Raw genomic sequence first — 19,985 nt, forward strand, 5'->3', positions numbered from 1 at the left:
CCGAAGGGCCACAAAACCTTCATCATCCGCACAGCACCACATCAAGCAGGGTCTCTACCTACATCAACCTCACTCTCAGTGTTCGTGGCACACCTCCAGCCGTAGATCGTGATCTTCACGTCTGATTCGCGGCTTGTCTGCGATAGTGGCTGGCCTGGGCTCGGGCCTCGTGACGGCGTCGCCAGGCGGACCAGCGGAGCCGCTGGGCCGCATCGCGCACGGGCCGGACGACAAGCGTCATGAACAGTCGCTGGATCTCGTTGCAGGTGAGCGGGATCAGCCCGTCCGGGGCCGGCACGCGGGCGTGCTCGTCGGCGCGGACGACGGCGAGGAAAACGTGAGCGAGCATGGCCAGGGGCTCAGGGTGACGCGCTTCAGTGTGCGCCAGCGTTCCTTGAGCTCTGCGGCGGTGCGCTCGCCGAGGGCACGGAGGTTTCTGATCAGGGTGTTCGTGGTGCGGGTGTCGGCGTCGAGAGCTTGTTCTGACTTCCCTTTCGGGCGGCGGACCGGGACGTGGACGCCGATACCGGCGCCGATGTAGCCCTTGTCGGCCAGGGTCGGCAGGCCGTCGGCGGCCGCCTTGTACAACGCGGGCAGGACGTGCAGCCGGGCAGCGGTGATGTCCGGGGTGGAGCCTGGCTCGGCATCGGAGACCCACAACGGGGTTCCGTCAGGGGCCGCGAGGAACTGGACGCTGCCGCCGAAGCTCTTATGTTTCTGGCTGAACCACAGGTCGTTGCCGTTGTCCCGGGTTCCGGTGAGGCGGTCGCTCTCGATGAGCATGCCGTCGAGGATCACGTGACTCATCCCCTCTTCGCAGCAGCGGTTCAACACCTCGTGCAGATCAGGGGCTTGAGCGGCGAGGACGTCGATGGCCTCGTGCAGGTAGCGGTAGCCGGTGGCCTGCGAGACTCCGGCGTCCCTGGCCAGGCAGTGCACGCAGCCTCGCTCACGGAACCAGCGCAGCACCATGACCGCCTGCCGGAATGTGCCCAGGACCCGCGACCCACGGGGCGTGTTGAGGCGCCGGCGATGCGCGGCGAGCAACCGGGAGAGGTGCACCACGATGTGGCGCGGGACATCGAGCGTGGCAGCATAGGTGACCAACGTGAAACCTCTGGTTCAGCGGACGATCTTGCGGTGAGAACCGTCCTACCAGGGGCTCCACGTGCATCTGCTCCGTCGCCGACTGGGAGCGACATGTCAACGAACAACGCCCTGCCATCGGGCAGGGGGTTGCTCGAGATGGTCTGTTTCAGGATGCCTTTTGGTCGGCGGGTTTCTCGATCTCGGTGGTCACCCGTGCCCCTCGGAAGAGCACCGGGAGCCACAGGAGACATGCCAGCAGGGGGACTGCGGCGTAGGTGGCCATGCCCACACTGGAGCCCAACCCGTCCATGAGCGCGCCGAGGACGAGATAGCCGATGCCGATGAGCGCCGACTCCACGAATGCGATCATCGACAGCAGGCTCGCCCGGTGGCGCGACGGCACTGCCTCGTTGAACACGTTGTCCACGATCACGGCGGTGATCTCGGGAATTCCGACCAGGACCAGGAACGCGGCGATGGTGACCCAGACAAGGCCGAGGCCGCTCAGGCCGAGCGCCACGGCGAGCGTCAGGAGAGACACCGGGACGATGACCCGATACCCGATGCGCCGGTCCGCGCGGTCCGACAGCAGCGGAGTGAGCCCGCCAGTGAAGAATCCCGCCGATATGACCACGCTGACCAATGCGGTGCCCGCTCCCTGATCGGAGAGGGTCTTCTGCGTAAAAATGATGTACGGCGTCAAAGTCGCATGCATCAATCCGGACACCACGACAAGCGTCACGAGTGCCGGCGTGGCGACCCGAAGCACCGCCCGCCATGCTGTGGCGTCGCTGTGCTCCTTCTCGGCTCCGTCCTGCTCGTCCACCGCGTCCGCGCCGCGGATCTCGGGCACCCCTGACATCAGCACCACCACGGCCAGGACGAGGCACGACGCCGAACCAACGTAGACGATTCCCCAGGAAAGCTGCTGCAGTTGGCCGCCGAGGACGATGGCGACTCCCGAGGTGACCGTCCCGAGCATGGTGAACCGGGACTTGATCTTGACGTAGCTGGCCGTTGCACCACGACGCACGAGCAGGTCGTACAGCAGGGCGGTGTCCGAACCGGATACACATGCCATGCCCACGCCCTGCCCGATGAACAGCGTCAGGAACACCCAATAGTTGGAGGACGTCACCTGACCGAGCAGGCATCCAGCTATCAGCACCTGGCCGATCACGATGCTGGCACGCCTGCCGATTCGGTCAGCGATGACTCCCGTCGGCAACTCCGCAAGTCCGCTGACCAGGTAGAGCAGTGTCTGAAGGAGGGCCACTTGCCCGGCGGAGAAGCCTCGCTGCTGAAGGAAGAGGACGAATACGCCACGCTGGAACAGCGAGTTGGCGAGCACGGCGTATACGTAGAACGGGCGCGTGACGCTTCGTGCTGCATCGTCGACTGCAGCCGACCCGCCAAGGGCCTCGGTGGTGCCGGTCATGCTGCGGGCTCCCCCTGGTGACTCCGGTGATCATTAGCGTTGTGCCTCCGCCGCCGACCGGAACCTCCAGTCCGTACTTCGCGCAGGATATTGGGCCGGCCATCCGGGATCCGTTGCCAGCGCCGCGGCCATCTTCACAGCCCGCAAGCACGGCCTCAACCCCATGACCGCCCTGCGCGACCTCTTCGCTGGAAACGTCTGGCTGCCGCCCGCTCACACGTAATCAAGCACCTGAGCAGTCACCCTCGATCCACCGCGTGAACTCCGGTGATCCTTTTCGGCCGGTTTCCGGAGACTTCTCCAGTCCGAGGCAGCGCGAGTCGCCGGGTGGACGTCCGGGCGGGGTCTCCAGGGTCTCTCGGGCCGTGGGCGGTCAGGTCGAGCGGCTGGTTCAGGTGACCATGCGCTGACCGGTTGCCGTCTACAGGTCGGCGAAGTCGTGCTCCAAGCACCGGCGTTGGGGCAGGTGGAGAGTGAGGCGGTGAAGCCGCCAAAGGAGTGGCCGTACATGCCGACCTTGTCGAGATTCCACCCGCGCCTTCCCAGCTCGTCGAGGACGAACCGGGCATCGCCGAGGCGCGCTTCGGACGCCTTGCCCAGCTGGTCCTTGGGGATCTCAACGGGATTCTCGACCCGTACGCCCGCAAACTCCACGGCGGTCTCAAAGCCCTCGCTCTCAACTGCCACTGGAAGTGATCTTCAGTGAGAAAACCTCAATGAGTGCGAGGGGACGGTCTTGGGCAAATTCTATTTGAACGTGTGCTTGCCACCGACCGCTCCGCAAAGCTTGCGCAAGGCACTGGACGCAGCAATGACGCCGTTCGATATCAACCTCACTAACGAGGGCAATCCGGACGGCGAATGGGACTGGTGGCACATTTACGCAGACGACGAGCACCGCTTCGTCCCAGACCGGAAAACGACGGTGATCCGCGCCTGATCTGCGAGGCAACCTATCCGTCTGGCCAACCGCGTGACCGCCAACCTCTGCGGTGCGACGGCGGGCCACGAGGCCTCCTGGACTTCGAAGCGACCAAGGCCGGCGCCATAGCCCAAGCCCAAGCCCGGTGGCAGGCCGGACAACAGGACTTTGCACGCCTGGTCGCCGACCATCCTCCTGCCGAGCCGCTGACCGCGTTTTTGCAACGCCACTACACCAACCCCGCCGAGTACCCGCGAGAACAGGCTGTCACGGAACACCATGCGCAGCCCCTGGTACGCGCGCTGAACCACCAATCCGCCCGCAAGCGCTATCCGAGCCTTGGCCTGTGGGGCCTGGGACCCGACAGCGACCCGATCTCTCACTTCACCCGGAACCCCCACGTCGACTCGGGCCTTGCGGCAGCACGAGCCCTTACAGCTACCGCCCTGCTCACCCTGGACGGACAGTGGATCGAGGCTGGCCGGCCAGGACCGCTTGCCAACGTCCTGCCCGGCGAGGAACCCTCGGCCGCCTACGCTCGCCAATCCGCGGCCTACCTTGACGAGCTCGATGACGACTGCATCGTCGTACGCCTTCTATGTCACTGCTGAGTGATCGTCAGCTATCACCGCTGCCAGGCCATCCGTCAGCCATAAAGATCACGATCTACGGCTGGAGTACTAAGTACGTCACCCAAGGGCACATAAACGCGGCATCCGTCACTTACTGCCGATGTCGATGACCTGGACCCAGGGTGCGAAGTTCGCAACGGCGGCTTCGAGTTGAACGCGGTCGATCTGACACAGGCCAAGCCCTCTACTGGCTTGCACAATCTCGCCAGGCAGGTATGGGATCAGAATCTGATTGAGCCGTCTGAGTCGTGGTCCGTCGGGCATCCCAGGAAGAGGGGGAGCCCCCGGCTTCCGTTGAAGGCCTATGTAGGGCTCTTTACGCAGAGTCCATAGAACGATGGAGACAATGTCATCCCACGGAACGACGTCCGTCTTGAGGCCGATGGGAAGTGGGCTGCCCCCCAGTGTCACGCCGTATCGGTCGATCTGGAGCACGATCTTGCGGGAGAACGCGATCACAGCGAATGCGAGGAAGCCGACGAGCCCGAAGGCGCCGATCCCTATGGCGGACCAGAGCGGCGCCCCTGGAACGAAGGCGCCTGCCAGGAAGATGAGGGAGGTGAAGCTCATCCGCACCGTTCGCTTTGTCCAGCCGTAGCGCGCCACAAATGCAGTGGGATCAGAGTCCATGACACCGATGGTCTCAACACAATGTCCACGGTGGAAGGACGCCGATCTGAGTCCACGGGGGTCACGAGCCGGACGCGACAGCCGGGGACGAGCAGACTCCTGACATCTTCGGGTGACATCAACGGCGGCGGACACCTGCGGCATACAGCAACCTTACATAGCTCCCGCGCCGGACACACGCGGAAGAGTGGCCACCCCGCAGCCCGCCCGGATCGAACTCCTAAGAGGTGTCCTATGTGGTGAGGCGGACGAACCGTTTGTAGCAGCAGATGGCTGCGGCGAGGCCGAGAAAGGCCAGGTAGTTGCGGGGATTTCGTTCGTAGCGGGGGCTGAGGCGGCGGTAGCCGGACAGCCACGAGATCGTGCGCTCGATCACCCAACGGCGGCGGCCCAGCCGTTCGCTGGACTCGACGCCTTTGCGAGCGATACGCACGCCGATACGCTTGCCTCGTAACCATTTTCGCAGGTGGGGAATGCCGTAGGCCTTGTCGGCATGCAGGCGCTGCGGCTTGAAGTGGCGGCCGTTGTGGGGGTCGTGTCTCGTTTGGTGACCCTCGACCATAGGCTTCAGGCCTCCGCTGTCGTGGACGTTGGCGGCGGAGACCCCGACGACCAGGGGCAGTCCGTTCGCGTCCGACAGGACGTGCATCTTGGAACCCGGCTTGCCCCGGTCCACGGGGCTCGGACCTGTGTGTTCGCCCCCTTTTTAGCCCGTACGTGGGCGGAGTCGAGCACGACGCGGGAAACGTCGATGAGGCCCGCGTCGTCGAGTTGGTGCAGGACTGCTTCGTGCAGCCGGCCCCAGACGCCGGCCCGCGACCAGATCAGGAACCGCCGATGGGCCGTCGACTTCGATATCCCGAAGCACGGCGGCAGAGCCCGCCAGGCGCACCCGCTGACCAACACGTAGATGATCCCCGCGAACAGCGTCTCATCAGGCGTGTTCGGCGTTCCACCGCCCTGCGGCCGTACCTGGTCCTCCGGAATCAACGGCCTGGCGAGCTCCCACAAGCCGTCCGGAACAATCCAACTCCACGTACCCCGCCCCATGAACAGACCAACGAGCGATCACCACATAGGACACCGTCTAAGACGTCGTCTCATTTGGTGAGTCTGCGGTAGCAGATGAGGCTGCAGGCGATAGCGGTGAAGGCCAGGAAGTGCTCGGCCTTGCGTTCGTAGCGGCGGTGCAGACGGCGGCAGCCGCCCAGCCGGGACATCGTGCGCTCGATCGTCCAGCGGTGCCGGCCGAGCCGGGTGGAGGACTCGAGCCTTGCGGGCGATGCGGTGCGGAATGCCTCACTTGCGCAGCCAGCTGCGCCTGGAGAGGGACTGCAGGTCGTGGTTGCGCAACAGTTGCTGGCACTCGCGCCCGGCCTCGCATGATCTTTCGTACCGATGCCGCCGCAGCGATCGCGGGTTGAGCTTTACGCGGCCATCCGACGTGACGTCCCGCACCGGGACATCGAACCGTCGCGGAGACCCTGTGCCGACGAGATGGCGCGCGGGCCTCGCGGCGTCGACTTCATCACGATTGACGGGAGCGCGCCCGAACACCCCAACCGCTCCAAGGCATTAGCCAAGACAGGGCCAGGCCGCCGAAAATTGCCGTCCGTTGCGGTGACCGCCATCTGGCGTTCATACCTGTCCCACCGCTCCGGTCGACCGTGCTTCCTAGCGTCCGTGAGTGCGCGCACCGCTGACCTGCCGCAGCCCGCTGTCAGGTTCGGAGCGCTGCTGTCCGGTCGGTGTGCGACTGCACCCGACGACGCGAAAGGCCCCTGGAATGTCCGAAGAACCCAAGCAAACCAGAATCTCTCGTCGCAACGCGCTCGGCCTGTTCGGCGCGACAGTGTCCGGCGCCGCCGCCGGGCCACTGGTCCTCGGCGCCGGAACCGCCGAGGCGGTCCCGGCGAAGTCGGAGGTCACCGGTCTCACCACCGGCTCGGCCACCACCCCCGTCCAGGGCCTGCACCTGACCTTCGGCGCCGACCCACGCAGCCAGATGGTCGTCTCGTGGGTCACCGACGCGGCCGTCAAGAACCCCCGGGTCGTTTACGGCACGCTGAGTGGCGGCTTCGGCTCCACAGTGCACGCGACGACGAAGACCTACGTGGACGGCACCTCCGGGCGGACCGTCTGGGTCCATCACGCGCTGATCAGCAAGCTCAAGGCCGACACCGACTACCTGTACGCGGCCCAGCACGACGGCGCCACCCCCGACGCCGGCACCTTCCACACGGCGCCGTCCGGCCGAGCTCCGTTCACCTTCACCAGCTTCGGCGACCAGGGTGCGCCCAGTGTGACGTGGAAGACCGGAGCGAACCCGGCCGACGCCTCGGGCCGGGACTTCGAGCCCAACGCCACGCCCGCCGCTGCCGACATCGTCACCGGCGTTGAGAAGGTCGGCCCGCTGTTCCACCTCCTCAACGGTGACCTCTGCTACGCCAACACCGGGCCCGACCGCATTCGCGTCTGGCACGACTTCCTCACCAACAACAGCCGCTCAGCGCGATTCCGTCCGTGGATGCCGTGCGCGGGCAACCATGAGATCGAGCTGGGCAACGGCAAGCTCGGTCTCGACGCGTACCAGACCTACTTCGAGCTGCCCTCGACCGAGACCCAGCCCGAGCTCGACAACCTCTGGTACTCCTTCACGGTCGGCTCGGTGAAGGTGATCTCCCTGCAGAACGACGACATCGCCCTGCAGGAGGGCGGCGACATCTACATCAACGGCTACTCCGGCGGTCGGCAGCTCGCCTGGCTGGAGCAGGAGCTCAAGTCGGCACGGGCTTCGAAGGCCATCGACTGGATCGTGGTCTGCATGCACCAGGTGATGATCAGCTCGGCGACCGCCGCGAACGGCCCCGATGTCGCGCTGCGCGCTGCGTACGGCCCGCTGTTCGACAAGTACGGCGTCGACCTGGTGGTCTGTGGCCACGAGCACGACTACGAGCGCTCGTTGGCGGTGCGTGGCGTCGTCCCCGGCAGCGTCACCCTCACACCCAACCCGAGTCAGACCGCACTCGACGTGATCGACAGTGCGCACGGCACGACGCACATGGTCCTCGGCGGTGGCGGCGTGTCCGGCATCACCAACAACAGCTTCACCACCGACGACGCCGACGGTCACGGGCATCACTCGGCATACGTCCAGATGGAACACGTCGGCAAGTTCAACTCGGTCAAGGAGAAGGAGACGGCGGTCTGGATCGGCGTCCGCGACGCGGAGCATCCGTACGGCTTCGCCGAGTTCGCCGTCGACCCGGGCCGTCACCCCGGTGACATGACCCGCATCCACGTCACCTACTACAACATCATCACGCCCACAGGTGAGCTGTCGGTCTTCGAGAAGTTCACGCTCCAACGCCGTCGTAGTGACAGCGGCCACGGCCAGGACTGACCCACCGCGACTAGCAGCAGTAGTCGGCAACGCCTGGGGCCGGGACGTCGTCCCGGCCCCAGGCGTTGCCGGCCAGGAGCCCTTGGCGTGTGGGTCTCGAACACCAAATCGAGACGCGACATGCTCACCGCAGACCAACTCGCCGCACTCGGCATGAGATGGGCGTAGCGGTGGATGTCGAGGGCGAGGGTGGGTGTGTAGGTGGTTGATATTGGCGTATCGCGAGCTCAGGTCACCTGCGAGGGTATTCGCCTGATAGGCCGAGTACCGTCAGAGCTCTCCTCGGAGATGGAGGCGTGGGCGCTGGAGCACGGGAAGGGAATCTGGTTCAGCCCTGCAGGCGACCTTTCCTGGCCAGACTTCGAGTTCGATCGAGGGGCCCAGCGCGCGGGCGATACCGTCGTGAGCTGGGCCGTGTTCTTCAATACAGGGGACATCGCGGGATCCTCATGGGACATCAATCCAGGAGAGATCTGGCACCACTGGTAGGTCGCCCCGCTTTGGATCGCAACTGACGGCTGTCGTGGCGAGTCGGCGGTAGCAGATGAGGGTGCAGGCGATGCCGACGAAGGCGAGGAAGTGGTCGACTTTGCGCTCGTATCGGCGGTGGAGACGGCGGCAGCCTGCGAGCCAGGACATGGTTCTTTCGACGACCCAGCGGTGACGGCCGAGCCGTTCGGAGGACTCGATGCCTTTGCGTGCAATGCGGTGGGTGATCCCGCGTAAGCGGAGCCATCTGCGCAGGTGGTTGTAGTCGTAGCCCTTGTCGGCGTGCAGCTTGGCGGGACGTCGCCGACGTGGGCCGCACCGGGAGCGGATCGGGGGAATCCTGTGCCGCTCGGAAAGTCATCGCAGCATGTCGGAGCAGTGCGGTCGGCTTGCGGGCATCATGTCCAGGTGATCGCGTCGCTGCTGTGTCAGGTGACCCGCAACTTACTGTCCCCCACGGCGGTGCTGCTGCGACATGACACTGCCAGAGCTGCCGAGTTACTCGTACTGCGGCACGAGAACGCGGTGCTACGTCGCCACCTCGTGGGTCCGGTCCGCTACGAACCGGCGGAACGGTTCTGGTTCACCGCGATGTCCGCGCTCATACCCCTGCGGCGCTGGCGTGGAGTCTTCCCGGTGGCCCCTGGCGCCCTGCTCGCCTGGCATCACAGACCGACGGATATCGGCGCTGCCGCTCGGGCCGGTCAGCCGCGTTGCCATACACGTGCGCGAGGCAATCACACGACAGAGCAGCCGAGTTGGACTGCCCGGCCATCGACACGGAAGACTGCGGCACCGGGTCCTCCTGCTGATCCATGGATTCGACACCCACGGGCTGTTCAGGAGGCCCCCTCTTCATGCTCTCGCCACGGCAGGTCACCCAACCGGGAATCCGCGTTCGACCGCCACCGCTCAAGATCGGAAAGACAACAGCTCCTGAATGACGGGGTCTTCGTGGGTGCAGGCCAGGACGTCTGCAATCTGGGCGGCGAGGGACAGGGCTCGGGCGATGGGCAGGCGGCCGCGCTCCTGGGCCAGGATCTGGGCGAGGCCCTGGCCCAGGACCAGCTCCCACACCATGTACACGTCTTACGGACTGCCGGTTGAGGTGGGCGTCGTAGAGCGTGGGGAGGCCAGGGCGGCTAAACCGGGCGCCGAGTTCAGCCTCGCGGCGAAAGCGGGCGGCGGTGTCCTCAGGGCTGACGTCAGTGGCCGATCCGGTGAGCCGTTCCGGGTTGATGGTCTTGACGGCGGCGGGGCGTTTGAGCTGGGTGTCCCAGGCCTGCCAGACGTCTCCCATGCTGCCCTGGCCGATCAAGGTGCGCAGTTCGTAGCGGTCGAGCATCCGCATGTCAGGCGGCACCGCCGTTTCCCGTGGATGGCTGAAGTGCGCTTGCGAGGTCGGCGAGTTTGCCTTCGCCGGGAACCACCCAAGAGCGGGCGCCTTGGACCGCGGACAGTGCCTCGTCCCACTGGGCTTCGTCCCAGATGCGGCGTAGCAGGGCGCTGGGCGAGTAGGCCTGGTGGTCTACTGCCCACACCAGGGGGTGGCGGGGGTGGTTGGTCCAAGTGGCGAGGTAGCTGCTGGGGTCTTGGCTGAGCCATTCGCCGATGGCGCGTTCTTCGACGGCGTTGGGCCGGTACATCAGGCGGGTGCCGTCCGGGATCCAGCCGTGGTCGACAAGCACCGACACGCTGGTGGGGCGGCGCCTGGCGCCGGAGGATTCATGTATGGCTAGCGGTGGAGGGGCGGCGAGGGAGCGGCCGACGATGTCACCGTGCCAGCAGTCTTCGCCAAGGCCCCACAGCCTGTCTTCGCGCGTGGTGCAGGGATGGCCGCACAGGCGGCACTGACGGTGCGCCTCTTCAGCGGCGCGTCGAGGGCCGGGAAGGGGCGCGGGGTTACGAGCCATGAGCAGCGAGTACCTGGCGTCGGCTTCCCCGGACCGACAGGCTCTCCTGGCGCTGGCGCATCTGCACTGCGGCCACCGGGGTCGGGTCCCGAAGCGGCATCCATAGCTTTTGCCCGTCTTTTAATTCAAAAGCACCTTATGTTCTATATGCTTTGAATAGTAAATGATTCAACTATATTGATCGGTTTTGGGCGTCCTGTCCCTGGCCCGGGAGGTTCTGCAATGCGTATCCGCCACGTTTTCCCGGCAGCACTGGTACTCGCTGTGGTCGCGGGGGCCGCTGGCCCAGCAGCGCACGCAGCTTCCGCCTCCGGTCAGTTGTCCTCGGTCCCGTCGGCCACGCACTCGAAGAGCCGACAGCTGGAAGTCAGCGCAGCCAAGACCGAGTCCGACGCCTACCTGCAGTACACCGGCTACGCCGACAGTGTGGTCAAGGACCGCCGGCCTGACTTGGCCCAGGTCTGGCGGACGGTCGGCGAGGTCGAACACCAAGACCACTGGACGCACGAGGTGACGCTGGCCGGGCTGTACAGCGGCTCGGACAACGTCGCCAACCTGCGGACCGCGATCACGCAAGCACAGCAGGCCGCGCAGGCCGACACCGACTGGGCGGCCAACGCGCCCAAGGACTCTGCAGCAGCCGCCGAGTTGCGCACCGTCGCCGCACGCGAGACCGCCGACGCGGGCCTCCTCAAGCGGGCGCTCACCGCCGAGCAAGGCAAGGGCTCAATGCCCGCCGCCCCACCCGTCCACACCATCCCCATCCAGGTGTCCGCGGGACCCCACTATTCCGGGTCCTTCTACAACGACCTCACGGGCGACTCCAACTCCGCGCTCCAGGCGGCGGCGTGGAACTGGGCGGAGTACCAGTTCGACGCCAAGACCGCGGTGGACACCGGCCAGGCGAATCTGGCCGCACTGTTCTCCGGCCTGGAGGCGCAGGAGCAGTACGAGAACTGGGCCGGGCTGTCCAACGCCGCCGGCTACGTCAACTCCGATGCGGCGAATCTGAAGGCGTCGATCGCCTCGGAGCAGGGCGCGATCACCATGTACACGCAGTACGCGGGCAGGGCCAAGAATGCGGGCGACACGGCGACAGCCGCCGCTTTCCTCAGCATCCGAGGCGACGAGATGAGCCACCACCAGACATTCCTCAGGGAGCTTGACGCCGGGAGGTGACCTGGCCGGCGTGACGGCGATCGCCCACGCGGCTGGCCTCGTGGTGGGGACCGGTCCTGTCGTGCGAGCACCGAAGTGGCACTCCTAGAACGGGGGTTCCTGGACGTCAGGGACTGCCCTGCCCCAGAGGTCGCGCACGAACCGCACGCGGGTCTGTCGGCGCCGGAGCCATCCGGCACCGGCGCTACCCTTGCCGATAACCTCATCCGCCCTGGCGGGAACCGCTGGCGAATGGTTCGTGGGATCCGGGCCGCGTCGCCAGAGTCGACGCTCTGGCAGGATTGGCGATCACCCCGGCATCATGATCGGCTGTGCTTCTGAGACTGGCGTATCTGGGTGTGGCGAACGCGTTCGCGACACTGCGTCTGCTGCCGACGAGCGACCGGGACAAGGACGTGGAAATCCTGGCCCTGCGCCATCAGATCACGGTGCTGGAGCGGCAACTGAGCGGGCAGCGCGTACGCTTCGAATCAGGTGACCGGGCCTTCCTGGCCGTGCTACTACACCAGCTACCGACGCACGTGCTGCACCGGATGCGGTTGCTGGTACGGCCGGACCGGACACGGTGCTGCGCTGGCACCGCGACCTGGTCGCCCACCGTCACGCCGCCCGGTCCCGACCCAAGCGTGGAGGCTGGCCACGCACCATACACTCCGTACGCGCCCTGGTGCTGCGCCTGGCCAGCGAGAACCCACACTGGGGAATCGTCGCCTTCACGGCGAGCTGCTCGTCCTCGGAGTGAAGGTAGCCGCGTCAACGGCCTGGGAAATCCTGAAGGACGCCGGGATCCCACCCGTGCCCGAGCGCGTCTCCAGCACCTGGGCGGACTTCCTGCGCTCCCAAGCAGACACACCCCTCGCATGCGACTTCTTCGAGACGATCACCTTGTCCGGGGCGCGCTGGTACGTACTCGCGGTGCTTGAGCAATCAAGCCGCCGCGTCCGCATCCTCGGCACGACTCCACACCCGACCGCCTCACGGGTGGTGCAGGCCGTCAAGAACTCGGTCTTGGACCTCGAAGACGCCAACTGCCAGGCGTGATACGTGATCAAGGATCGGGACGGGAAGTTCCCCGCGCTCTTCGACGCGATCCTGAAGGACGCGGCATCGAGCTCGTGCTCACCGGGATCCTGGTGCCGCCGAGGCCTCACCGTGGTGTCCGAACGGCCGGGCGGCTCATTGCTCCGGATGGATCTGCCGCTGCACCCACCGGCGGCCGAGCCGAGGTCGTGAGCGGTCAGGCCGCGGCTACCACTGGGCGGCCAGCGGCGCGCCGAGGAGCGCCAGGACGAGTCCGACGCCGAGGGCGGCGGTCAGCAGCGTCCAGCGGGCCCGGGCGCCGGGCAGGCGCCGCCCGCCGTGCTGGGCCGAACCGCGCCGCAGGTCAGCCGTGATGAGCCGGGGCAGCCGCCAGACGTGTGCCAGGACATGGACGGTCATCACCGCCGCCCAGCAGAAAAAGCTCGCCTTGTGCAGCAGCAGGACCGGGAAGGGCCCCACGGTCCGGCCGACCAGGGCCAGTGTGACTCCGGTTGCCAGTACGGCCACGCTAGTGGCGACCACCAGGGGCCCGAGCGCCCGCAGCAGCGGGGCGGGCGGGCCTTTGCGGCGGTAGACCAGGTGGCCGGTGTAGTAGCGGATGACGCGGTGGCCGGTGGTGCCGATCTTGAGGGCGACCGGGCCTATCAACAGCAGGCCTATGAAGAAATGCCAGTACAGCAGCGTGTGCATGGACAGGAGGGTGATGCCCTGGGCGGCGAAGAGCAGCAGCAGGACGGCGCCGGTCAGCGCGGTCAGCCGCTCATTGCCCTCCGGGCCGTCGGCCTCAGGGGCGGCGCCCTGCGGGTGTGCTTGCGGGTCAGTGGGCTCCGCGAGGTTGGTCAAGGCCACGGAGAGTCCTTCCATTCGCGCTTGGGGACAGGCCACAGTTTGCTCGGCGCGTTCCTAAGATCTCGTTCAGAGATCAGCCGGCCCGGGCCGTGGCGGTCTCGGCGGTGTTCATCGGTTGGGCGGGCGTTCCACACGGTCGAGACGCAGTGCGAGCACCGGGCAGGCGGCCACGGCCCGCTTGGCGTGGGCGAGCAGTTGGTCAGGGACGGTCGGGTCCGGGATGATCGGGTAGCCCCATTCGTCCAGGTCGACGAGTTCGTGGAGGAGTTCGCCGCACAGGCCGCGGCCTTCGCAGGCGATGCGGTCGATGCCCAGGATGTGCTGATGGCTCATTGCCAGCCCTCCTGCTCGGGTCCTGGGGCGTCGGGTACGTGGAGCAGCGGGGCCCTCTGGGCGCCGGGGCAGCGGCGGTGGGTCAGGTGGCGGTGGACCTCGTCGGCGAAGACCTCCAGCGCGGTCGCGGCCAGGCGTGAGGCCCCGTCGGGGTGGCGGCAGGCGCCGCGGCCAGCGAGGAGGCCGGCGCGCTGCCGCAGTCGCGCGACCAGTGCGGCGTCCGGTCTGCCCCAGGCCAGCGTGGCGAAGTCGCCTGCCACGGCGGGCAGGCCGAACCGGCAGGGGCCGCACTGCTGGGCGCTCTGCCTGGCGAGGTAGTCGAGTACCCGTGCCGTCTCGGACAGGCCGCAGCCGTTGTCTGGCAGGGCGAACAGCACGCCGGCGCCCGGTCCGGCGCCTGCGGTGGCCAGGTCGGGTTTGGTGTACGGCAGGTTCTGGACCTGGTCGGCCGGGAGCCAGCTGCCGAAGTAGCCGCCGACCAGCAGGGCCCGCAGTGGCCGGGTGGCGCCGCCGGCGGTCTGCACCATGGCGGCGAGCGTCGTGCCCAGCGGGATCTCGTAGACGCCCGGTGTGCGCACCGCTCCGGAGAGGGTGACCAGGGTGGTGCCCGGCGCGTCGGGACGGCCGGCGCTGCGGAACCAGTGAGGCCCGTAGCGGACGATCAGTGCGAGGTGGGCGAGTGTCTCCACGTTGTCGATCAGTGTGGGGCGGCCGTCCACGCCCTTCTCGAACGGCCGGGGCGGAGTGGGCAGGGGACGTGCCTGGCCGCCGTTGAGCCAGTTCACCAGGGAGGTCTCCTCGCTGGAGACGTAGTGGTGGGGCAGGCCGTGCAACCTGATCGGTACCGGGTCGAGCCCGGCCCGGTCCCGCTCGGCGACCGCGGCGTCGAGGTCACGGAACTGGGTCGTGCGGGTGCGGGCCAGGCACAGGTGGATCTCGTCGGCGCCGACGGCCGCGGCGGCCAGCGAGGCGCCGTCCAGCACGAGATGCGGCGCGAGGTCGAGGAGCGTGGAGTCCTTGCGGCTGGCGGCCTCGCTCTCCATGCCGTTGGCGATGACGACGGCGGTGCCCCGGGCTTCGGCGACGGTGCGCAGCTTGCGGCCGGTGGGGAAGGCGGCGCCGCCCCGGCCGGTGAGCCCGGCCTCGTCCACCGCGCGGATCAGGGCCGTGGCCGGGCGGCCGGTCTGCGGCAGCGGAGGGGGCCCGTAGCTGGCGAGGTGTTCGGTCAGGCCGACCCGGGCACCGGTGGTGAACCAGCCGCTGAGAAGGCGGCTGCCATGCGGGCCGGTCGCCTGCTCGCCGAGCCGCAGCGCCGGGTCGGCTTCCCGTTCACGGTTCATTCGGTCACTCCCCTCGTCGTGGCGTCAGCGGATGCGGGCTGATGGGCGGCCGGCGCGGCACCGGGTGCCGCACCACCGGCCGCGCGCTGTGCCCAGCCGGGCCGTAGTGGACCGGTGGTCAGGAAGGCGATCAGCACCACCGGGACGAGAGCGGTGGCGGCGCCCGCGGCAAGGCGCATGCTGAGGCGTCCGGGGCCGGCCCGGTACAGCCGCCACCACACCGCCGCCAACACGGCCAGCAGGCAGGCCGCGTACAGCAGCAGTTGCAGTGACACCTTGGTGTCGGTTCCGGTGCCCGCGGCATGGAAGAGCGCCAGCGGCCAGCTCCCGTACGCCAGCCAGTGCACGGCCTTCCACCGCCGCACACCCAGCCGCAGCCGGACGGCGGTGGTCAGAAGCACAGCGAGCAGCAGATCGAAGGCGACCGCGCCGAGCCCCAGCCACAGCGTCCGGTACGCGGACGCGAAGGGCAGCACCACGTCCAGCAGCGTGACGTTCACATAGGTGTCCGCGACGGTGGTCAGGACGTGCAGGACCAGGAAGGCCAGCGTGAGCAGCGAGAGGTTGCGGTGCAGCGCGCTGATCTCGAACCTGGCGATCCGTTTCGGCGCGTACTGCCCGCCGACGGTGATGCCCAGCACCACGGTCGCGGTGAGCAGGATGAGGGCGATGGTGCCGCCCGCCCGCGTGGCGAACCACAGGGGGCTGGGGCCCGCGGCGAGAAGGGTGGCGGTTGGGTGCATGCTCAGTCTCCGGGTGCGGGATCGGGCGGCCAGCCGCTGAGGGTAAGCACGCTGCCGTCGGGCCGTACCAGCCGGGCGGGCAGCCGGTGGTGGCGCAGCCAGTCGGGCGCCCCCTCCGCGCGGACGATCGCGGCGGTGGCCGCGGTGTTGGCGTCCACGCAACTGGCCGCGGCGACGCTGACGGTGCGCCAGACGGGCGGTGGGACGTCGCCGGTGGCCGGATCGACGAGGTGGTGCAGGGTACGGCCGCCGCGCCGCCAGGTGCGGGTGGTGACACCGGAGGTGGCCAGGCCGCCGTCGCGTACGGCGACGACCGGCGCGTCCGGATGCCAGGGCGCGGCGTGGTCGTCGGCGATCCCCACCTGCCAGCCGTGCTCCGGGGGTTCACCCGCCACCGACAGGTCTCCGCCCAGGCTGACCAGCACACCGCAGCCGGCGGCGCGGGCGGCGCGCGCCGCGGCGCGGTCCGCGCACAGCGCCTTGGCCGTCGCGCCCAGGTCGAGGCCGGCCCCGACGGGAAGCCGAAGCCGCCGCCGGGCCGGGTCCCAGCGCACGCTGCGCCATCCGGCCGGCCGGACCACGGCCGCCGGCCGGACGTCCTCGGGGCGGACATGGGCGAACGTGCGGTCGTAGCCGAGGGCCGAAACCGCGGGCCCCACGGTGGGATCGACTGTGCCATCGGAGAGTTCGGCGGCACGGAAGGCCGTCTGAAGCGCCTCGGCGAACAACAAGCTCACGGTCACCTCGCGGCCCGCAGCGGCGTTGGCCCGCGACAGTTCGGAGTCGTCGCGGAAGCGGCTACAGGCCAGATCGATCGCGGCCAGCTCGGTCTCCAGCACCCGCCGCGCGTTGTCCAGCGCGGCGGGATCAGTGACCAGCAGCACCGCGGTCGTGCCCAGAGCCGGGAAGCTGACCGTCGCCGGAGCGGCGGCGGTGATGGTCATGAGTTGCCGGAGGTGACGGGCGGTGCGGCCGGCGCGGGCTGGGCCGGCACGGCGGTGGGGGGCTGCGCGGGCCGCCGCAGCGTGTGAGGCGACGTGCCCTGCCGGGTGTCGTCGGAGTTCGGGTCGGCCGAGGGTGCCGACGGCTGCTGCGCGCCGTCGTCCCCGGTCGTTGGCGAGGTAGCGGCGGGACGCTGGGCCGGGACGCTCGCCGCGGTCGGCACCGACTGGGCGTAGCCGGTGCCCAGGGCGAGGGAGCCGGCGGCGGCCGCGACCGAGACGCCGATGGTGGTCAGACCGACGCGCCGCAGGCCTTGGCTGCGCTTGTGCGCGGCGCGGATCCCGGATACTCGCTCGTGCTGCGACATTCGTGGTGCTCCTTCGGAAGGGCATCAAGGGGACCTGTCTGCACACCAGCGTCCGGCATAGCCCGTCGAGGACCCGTTCAGAAAGTCTTCAAAACCGGTAAAGGCATGCATCGCCCCAGGTGGGGGCCATATCCGGGTACGAACGAGGAGCCCACGGACCCACCGGGCCCACGCATCCTGGGCGTACAAAAAGGGCAATCCGGATGTGGTTACTGAGCCTGCCCGTTGCCGCGGTTGCTGCGGGTATGGGCGCGGCGGAACGGGGGCAGTTCCACGACGACGGTCAGACCGCCTCCCGACGTCTCCGCCAGCTGGACGGATCCGCCGTTCGCGGTGACCAGGCGGTGAACGATGGCCAGCCCGAGACCGCTCCCCTTCGCCTCCGGATTGCCGAAACGGCGGAACGCCGCCCCGCGTGCCGCCGTACTCATGCCGGGCCCGTCGTCGATCACGCTGATCCGCACCATGGTGCGCTGTCCGGCCGAGCCGGGCGCGGTGGTGCCCTCGATGCGCACCCGGCCGCCGACGGGGACGGCGTCCACGGCATTGGCGATGAGGTTGTCCAGCACCTGCTCCAGGTCCCCGGCGCCGACGAAGGCACTCAGGTCCGCGCCGCACCGGGTGGTCAGTGCCACCCGGCGCTCGCGGGCCACCGGCTCCCACGCCCCGCGCCGCTCGGCCACCACCTCGTCCACCCGGACCCGCACGGGCCGGGGTACCGCGCTCTCCGCACGGGCCACCGCGAGCAGCCCGTCCACCAGCCGGGACAGCCGCGCGATCTCCTCCTGCGCACCGGCCAGCTCCGCGGCCGTCTCGCCGTCCTCGGTCTCGTCGGCCAGCACGTCCAGGCGCAGCCGCAGCGCGGCCAGCGGGGTGCGCAGCTGATGCGAGACATCGGCGATCACCGTGCGGTGACCGTGGACGAGTCCCTCCATCCGGCCCGCCATCGTATTGAAGGACGCCGCCAGCCGACGCACTTCCTGCGGCCCGCGTCCCACCGGCGCGCGCACCTCCAACGAGCCCTCACCCAGTCGCTGAGCGGCCTCGTCCACCGCCTTCAACGGGCCCCCCACCCAGCGGGCCAGCCGGACCGAGACGAAAGCCCCGGCCGCGAGTACCACGGCGGCGGTTCCGGCCAGCCAGCCCCACACGGCGAAGATGCGGTCGTGGAGCGAGTCGAGGGAGCGGCTCAGCACCACCGCGCCCGCGGGGTCGTCAGTGTCGCCGACGGACGTGGCCACCACCAGCCGGTCCGCCGCCTTGGCCACGTGGGTGCCGGGATCGGCGAGCGATTCCCGGATCAGGGAAGCCACCTCGTGGGCGGGGACCGCGACAGGGCACGAGGTCGTGGCGATCACCCGGCCCGCGGAGTCGTAGACCGCCGCGCACTCCCTTTCCTGATCGGCCTCGTGGAGCTGACGGTCCATCGAACCCGCCGGCTTTCCGTCGGACATGTGCTCCTCTGCAGCGGCGGACACGGAGCGCGCACTGGCCTCCAGGGCGCTCCTGAACGAGTCCTCCTCCCGGTCCGTCAGCAGCACGCCCAGCGGCACCACGGCGCTCACCAGCAGTACGGTGATCAGCGCGAGGACAGTCAGCGCGATACGGCGGGTCACGCCCGGTCGACCCCACCGGCCGACTCACCGAGCCGGAACCCGCGCCCGTAGACCGTCTCCACCAAACCCGGCACGCCGAGCTTGCGGCGCATCGCGGCGATGTGCACGTCCAGCACCTTCGTCGGGCCGTACCAATGCGCGTCCCACACCCGTTCCAGGATCTGCTGGCGGGTGACCACCCGGCCCGGGTCAGTGGCCAGGCACTCCAGGATGTCGAACTCTTTGGGTGTGAGCGCGACGTCTTCGCCGTCGACCGTGACCTTGCGGGTCCGCAGATCGACGGCGAGCGGGCCGTGCTGCAGCACCTCGGGCGCGGCCGGCCGGGTGCGGCGCAGCACCGCCCGCATGCGTGCCATCAGCTCCGCGAGTCCGAACGGCTTGACCAGATAGTCGTCGGCGCCCTCGTCCAGCGCCGAGACCCGGTCGCCTTCCTCACCGCGGGCCGTGATGACGATGATGGCCACGTCGGAGCGCCGGCGCAGGGCCCGGCAGACCTCGACACCGTCCGTGTCCGGCAGTCCGAGGTCCAGCAGGACGACGTCCGGCACCGGCTCGGCGGCGAGCGCCCCGCTGCCGGTGTCCACGCCCGCGGCGGCGTATCCAGCCCGCGTCAGCCCGCGCATCAAGGAGCGGGCGATACCAGGGTCGTCCTCGACCACGAGCACCCGCACGGCATCGCCGCCTGGTTCCCCGTCGCCTATCGCCTCTGTCCGCATGACCTCAGCGTAACGGCGCGGCGCTCAGGCACCGCCGGTCAGCGAGCCGGCGCACCAGAGGGTGTGCCCGGCATCACCGCCCGACGGGACCGCCGCGCCCATCAGCCTCAGCACAGCGCCGATGCCTGACTCGCGCGGCAGGGCGCGGGCGGGCACTGAATGCCCCTTGCCTCCAGGCGGAGCCACCCGCGCTCGGCCAGACGTCTCGCCTTCGACCGCGCCCCCTCGGCCTTCGCCGGCGTCGCCTTAGAACTCCTAACAAAGTTGGAGGTTCTTCAGTCGTCGCCAGCAGATGATGCTGCAGGCCAGGCTGAGGAAGGCTTCGTGGATGTCGTCGCGTATC

At 68.6% G+C, this 19,985-nt stretch carries 19 protein-coding genes and 4 pseudogenes; 5 read left to right on the forward strand and 18 right to left on the reverse strand.

Features of this window, described 5'->3' with window-relative positions; all coding sequences use genetic code 11:
• Positions 1 to 115: 115 nt before the first annotated feature.
• The 3 genes and pseudogenes from ACFYXB_RS43340 to ACFYXB_RS43350 form a co-directional block, all read right to left on the reverse strand.
• Positions 116 to 382 (reverse strand): annotated as a pseudogene (locus ACFYXB_RS43340) (IS701 family transposase); the annotation flags it as partial.
• The gene (locus ACFYXB_RS43345) at positions 277 to 972 is read right to left on the reverse strand and encodes a transposase family protein (protein WP_389590844.1); all 696 of its coding nucleotides are present in this window, start codon (positions 970 to 972) and stop codon (positions 277 to 279) included. The pseudogene ACFYXB_RS43340 and the gene ACFYXB_RS43345, both read right to left, overlap by 106 nt.
• 283 nt (positions 973 to 1,255) lie before the next feature.
• Positions 1,256 to 2,527: an MFS transporter gene (locus tag ACFYXB_RS43350; RefSeq protein ID WP_389590819.1), complete on the reverse strand. Its 1,272-nt coding sequence runs from the start codon at positions 2,525 to 2,527 to the stop codon at positions 1,256 to 1,258.
• Positions 2,528 to 3,025: 498 nt separating this feature from the next.
• Between ACFYXB_RS43350 and ACFYXB_RS43355 the strand changes: the two genes are divergently transcribed.
• Together ACFYXB_RS43355 and ACFYXB_RS43360 are read left to right on the forward strand one after the other, a co-directional pair.
• Positions 3,026 to 3,223 carry a hypothetical protein gene (locus ACFYXB_RS43355; RefSeq protein ID WP_389590821.1) on the forward strand — a complete coding sequence of 66 codons (198 nt, stop codon included), beginning with the start codon at positions 3,026 to 3,028 and terminating at the stop codon, positions 3,221 to 3,223.
• Positions 3,224 to 3,263: 40 nt separating this feature from the next.
• Positions 3,264 to 3,467 carry a hypothetical protein gene (locus ACFYXB_RS43360; protein WP_389590822.1) on the forward strand — a complete coding sequence of 68 codons (204 nt, stop codon included), beginning with the start codon at positions 3,264 to 3,266 and terminating at the stop codon, positions 3,465 to 3,467.
• A gap of 701 nt (positions 3,468 to 4,168) precedes the next feature.
• Here the strand turns inward: ACFYXB_RS43360 and ACFYXB_RS43365 are convergent.
• The 3 genes and pseudogenes from ACFYXB_RS43365 to ACFYXB_RS43375 form a co-directional block, all read right to left on the reverse strand.
• On the reverse strand, positions 4,169 to 4,711 hold the full coding sequence (locus ACFYXB_RS43365; protein WP_389590824.1) for a hypothetical protein: 543 nt from the start codon (positions 4,709 to 4,711) through the stop codon (positions 4,169 to 4,171).
• Between the two features lie 232 nt (positions 4,712 to 4,943).
• A protein-coding gene (locus ACFYXB_RS43370) for an IS5 family transposase (RefSeq protein WP_389590826.1) occupies positions 4,944 to 5,761 on the reverse strand; the annotation gives its coding sequence in 2 pieces (ribosomal slippage) (positions 4,944 to 5,419 and positions 5,419 to 5,761; 819 coding nt in all).
• Between the two features lie 50 nt (positions 5,762 to 5,811).
• Positions 5,812 to 6,010 (reverse strand): annotated as a pseudogene (locus ACFYXB_RS43375) (transposase); the annotation flags it as partial.
• Between the two features lie 487 nt (positions 6,011 to 6,497).
• Between ACFYXB_RS43375 and ACFYXB_RS43380 the strand changes: the two are divergent.
• A complete protein-coding gene (locus ACFYXB_RS43380) occupies positions 6,498 to 8,114 on the forward strand; it encodes a purple acid phosphatase family protein (protein ID WP_389590827.1) in 1,617 nt (538 codons plus the stop codon).
• Positions 8,115 to 8,648: 534 nt separating this feature from the next.
• On the opposite strand, the pseudogene ACFYXB_RS43385 reads toward ACFYXB_RS43380, so the two are convergent.
• The 3 genes and pseudogenes from ACFYXB_RS43385 to ACFYXB_RS43395 form a co-directional block, all read right to left on the reverse strand.
• Positions 8,649 to 8,942, reverse strand: a pseudogene (locus ACFYXB_RS43385) (transposase); the annotation flags it as partial.
• Between the two features lie 573 nt (positions 8,943 to 9,515).
• Positions 9,516 to 9,683, reverse strand: coding sequence for a hypothetical protein (locus tag ACFYXB_RS43390; protein WP_389590829.1), 168 nt, complete (start codon positions 9,681 to 9,683; stop codon positions 9,516 to 9,518).
• A 272-nt stretch (positions 9,684 to 9,955) separates the two neighbouring features.
• Positions 9,956 to 10,297: a hypothetical protein gene (locus tag ACFYXB_RS43395; RefSeq protein ID WP_389590830.1), complete on the reverse strand. Its 342-nt coding sequence runs from the start codon at positions 10,295 to 10,297 to the stop codon at positions 9,956 to 9,958.
• Between the two features lie 441 nt (positions 10,298 to 10,738).
• On the opposite strand from ACFYXB_RS43395, the gene ACFYXB_RS43400 reads away from it, so the two are divergent.
• Entirely contained in the window at positions 10,739 to 11,695 is a 957-nt protein-coding gene (locus ACFYXB_RS43400; protein WP_389590832.1) for a ferritin family protein, read from the forward strand.
• Positions 11,696 to 12,006: 311 nt separating this feature from the next.
• A pseudogene (locus ACFYXB_RS43405) lies at positions 12,007 to 12,834 on the forward strand (helix-turn-helix domain-containing protein); the annotation flags it as partial.
• Positions 12,835 to 12,943: 109 nt separating this feature from the next.
• Here ACFYXB_RS43405 and ACFYXB_RS43410 read toward each other — a convergent pair.
• The 9 genes from ACFYXB_RS43410 to ACFYXB_RS43450 all read right to left on the reverse strand — a co-directional run bounded on the left by ACFYXB_RS43410 (position 12,944) and on the right by ACFYXB_RS43450 (position 19,798).
• A complete protein-coding gene (locus ACFYXB_RS43410; protein WP_389590833.1) occupies positions 12,944 to 13,585 on the reverse strand; it encodes a hypothetical protein in 642 nt (213 codons plus the stop codon).
• 108 nt (positions 13,586 to 13,693) lie between these two features.
• Entirely contained in the window at positions 13,694 to 13,918 is a 225-nt protein-coding gene (locus ACFYXB_RS43415; protein WP_059132522.1) for a ferredoxin, read from the reverse strand.
• Positions 13,915 to 15,258, reverse strand: a complete 1,344-nt coding sequence (locus ACFYXB_RS43420; protein ID WP_389590834.1) for an NADH-ubiquinone oxidoreductase-F iron-sulfur binding region domain-containing protein — start codon at positions 15,256 to 15,258, stop codon at positions 13,915 to 13,917. The genes ACFYXB_RS43415 and ACFYXB_RS43420 overlap by 4 nt, the downstream gene beginning before the upstream one ends.
• Positions 15,255 to 16,001, reverse strand: a complete 747-nt coding sequence (locus ACFYXB_RS43425; protein ID WP_389590837.1) for a ferric reductase-like transmembrane domain-containing protein — start codon at positions 15,999 to 16,001, stop codon at positions 15,255 to 15,257. Before ACFYXB_RS43425 ends, ACFYXB_RS43420 begins: the two co-directional genes overlap by 4 nt.
• A gap of 2 nt (positions 16,002 to 16,003) precedes the next feature.
• The gene (locus ACFYXB_RS43430) at positions 16,004 to 16,945 is read right to left on the reverse strand and encodes an FAD:protein FMN transferase (protein ID WP_389590838.1); all 942 of its coding nucleotides are present in this window, start codon (positions 16,943 to 16,945) and stop codon (positions 16,004 to 16,006) included.
• A complete protein-coding gene (locus tag ACFYXB_RS43435; protein WP_389590839.1) occupies positions 16,942 to 17,310 on the reverse strand; it encodes a hypothetical protein in 369 nt (122 codons plus the stop codon). The genes ACFYXB_RS43430 and ACFYXB_RS43435 overlap by 4 nt, the downstream gene beginning before the upstream one ends.
• Before the next feature lie 209 nt (positions 17,311 to 17,519).
• Positions 17,520 to 18,926 carry a sensor histidine kinase gene (locus ACFYXB_RS43440; protein ID WP_389590840.1) on the reverse strand — a complete coding sequence of 469 codons (1,407 nt, stop codon included), beginning with the start codon at positions 18,924 to 18,926 and terminating at the stop codon, positions 17,520 to 17,522.
• A complete protein-coding gene (locus tag ACFYXB_RS43445; protein ID WP_389590841.1) occupies positions 18,923 to 19,642 on the reverse strand; it encodes a response regulator transcription factor in 720 nt (239 codons plus the stop codon). The genes ACFYXB_RS43440 and ACFYXB_RS43445 overlap by 4 nt, the downstream gene beginning before the upstream one ends.
• 24 nt (positions 19,643 to 19,666) lie before the next feature.
• Complete coding sequence (locus ACFYXB_RS43450; RefSeq protein ID WP_389590842.1) at positions 19,667 to 19,798, reverse strand: hypothetical protein; 132 nt, start codon at positions 19,796 to 19,798, stop codon at positions 19,667 to 19,669.
• Positions 19,799 to 19,985: the final 187 nt, after the last annotated feature.

Origin of the sequence: Streptomyces sp. NPDC002619 (assembly GCF_042889305.1) — a bacterium.
Taxonomy (GTDB): domain Bacteria; phylum Actinomycetota; class Actinomycetes; order Streptomycetales; family Streptomycetaceae; genus Streptomyces.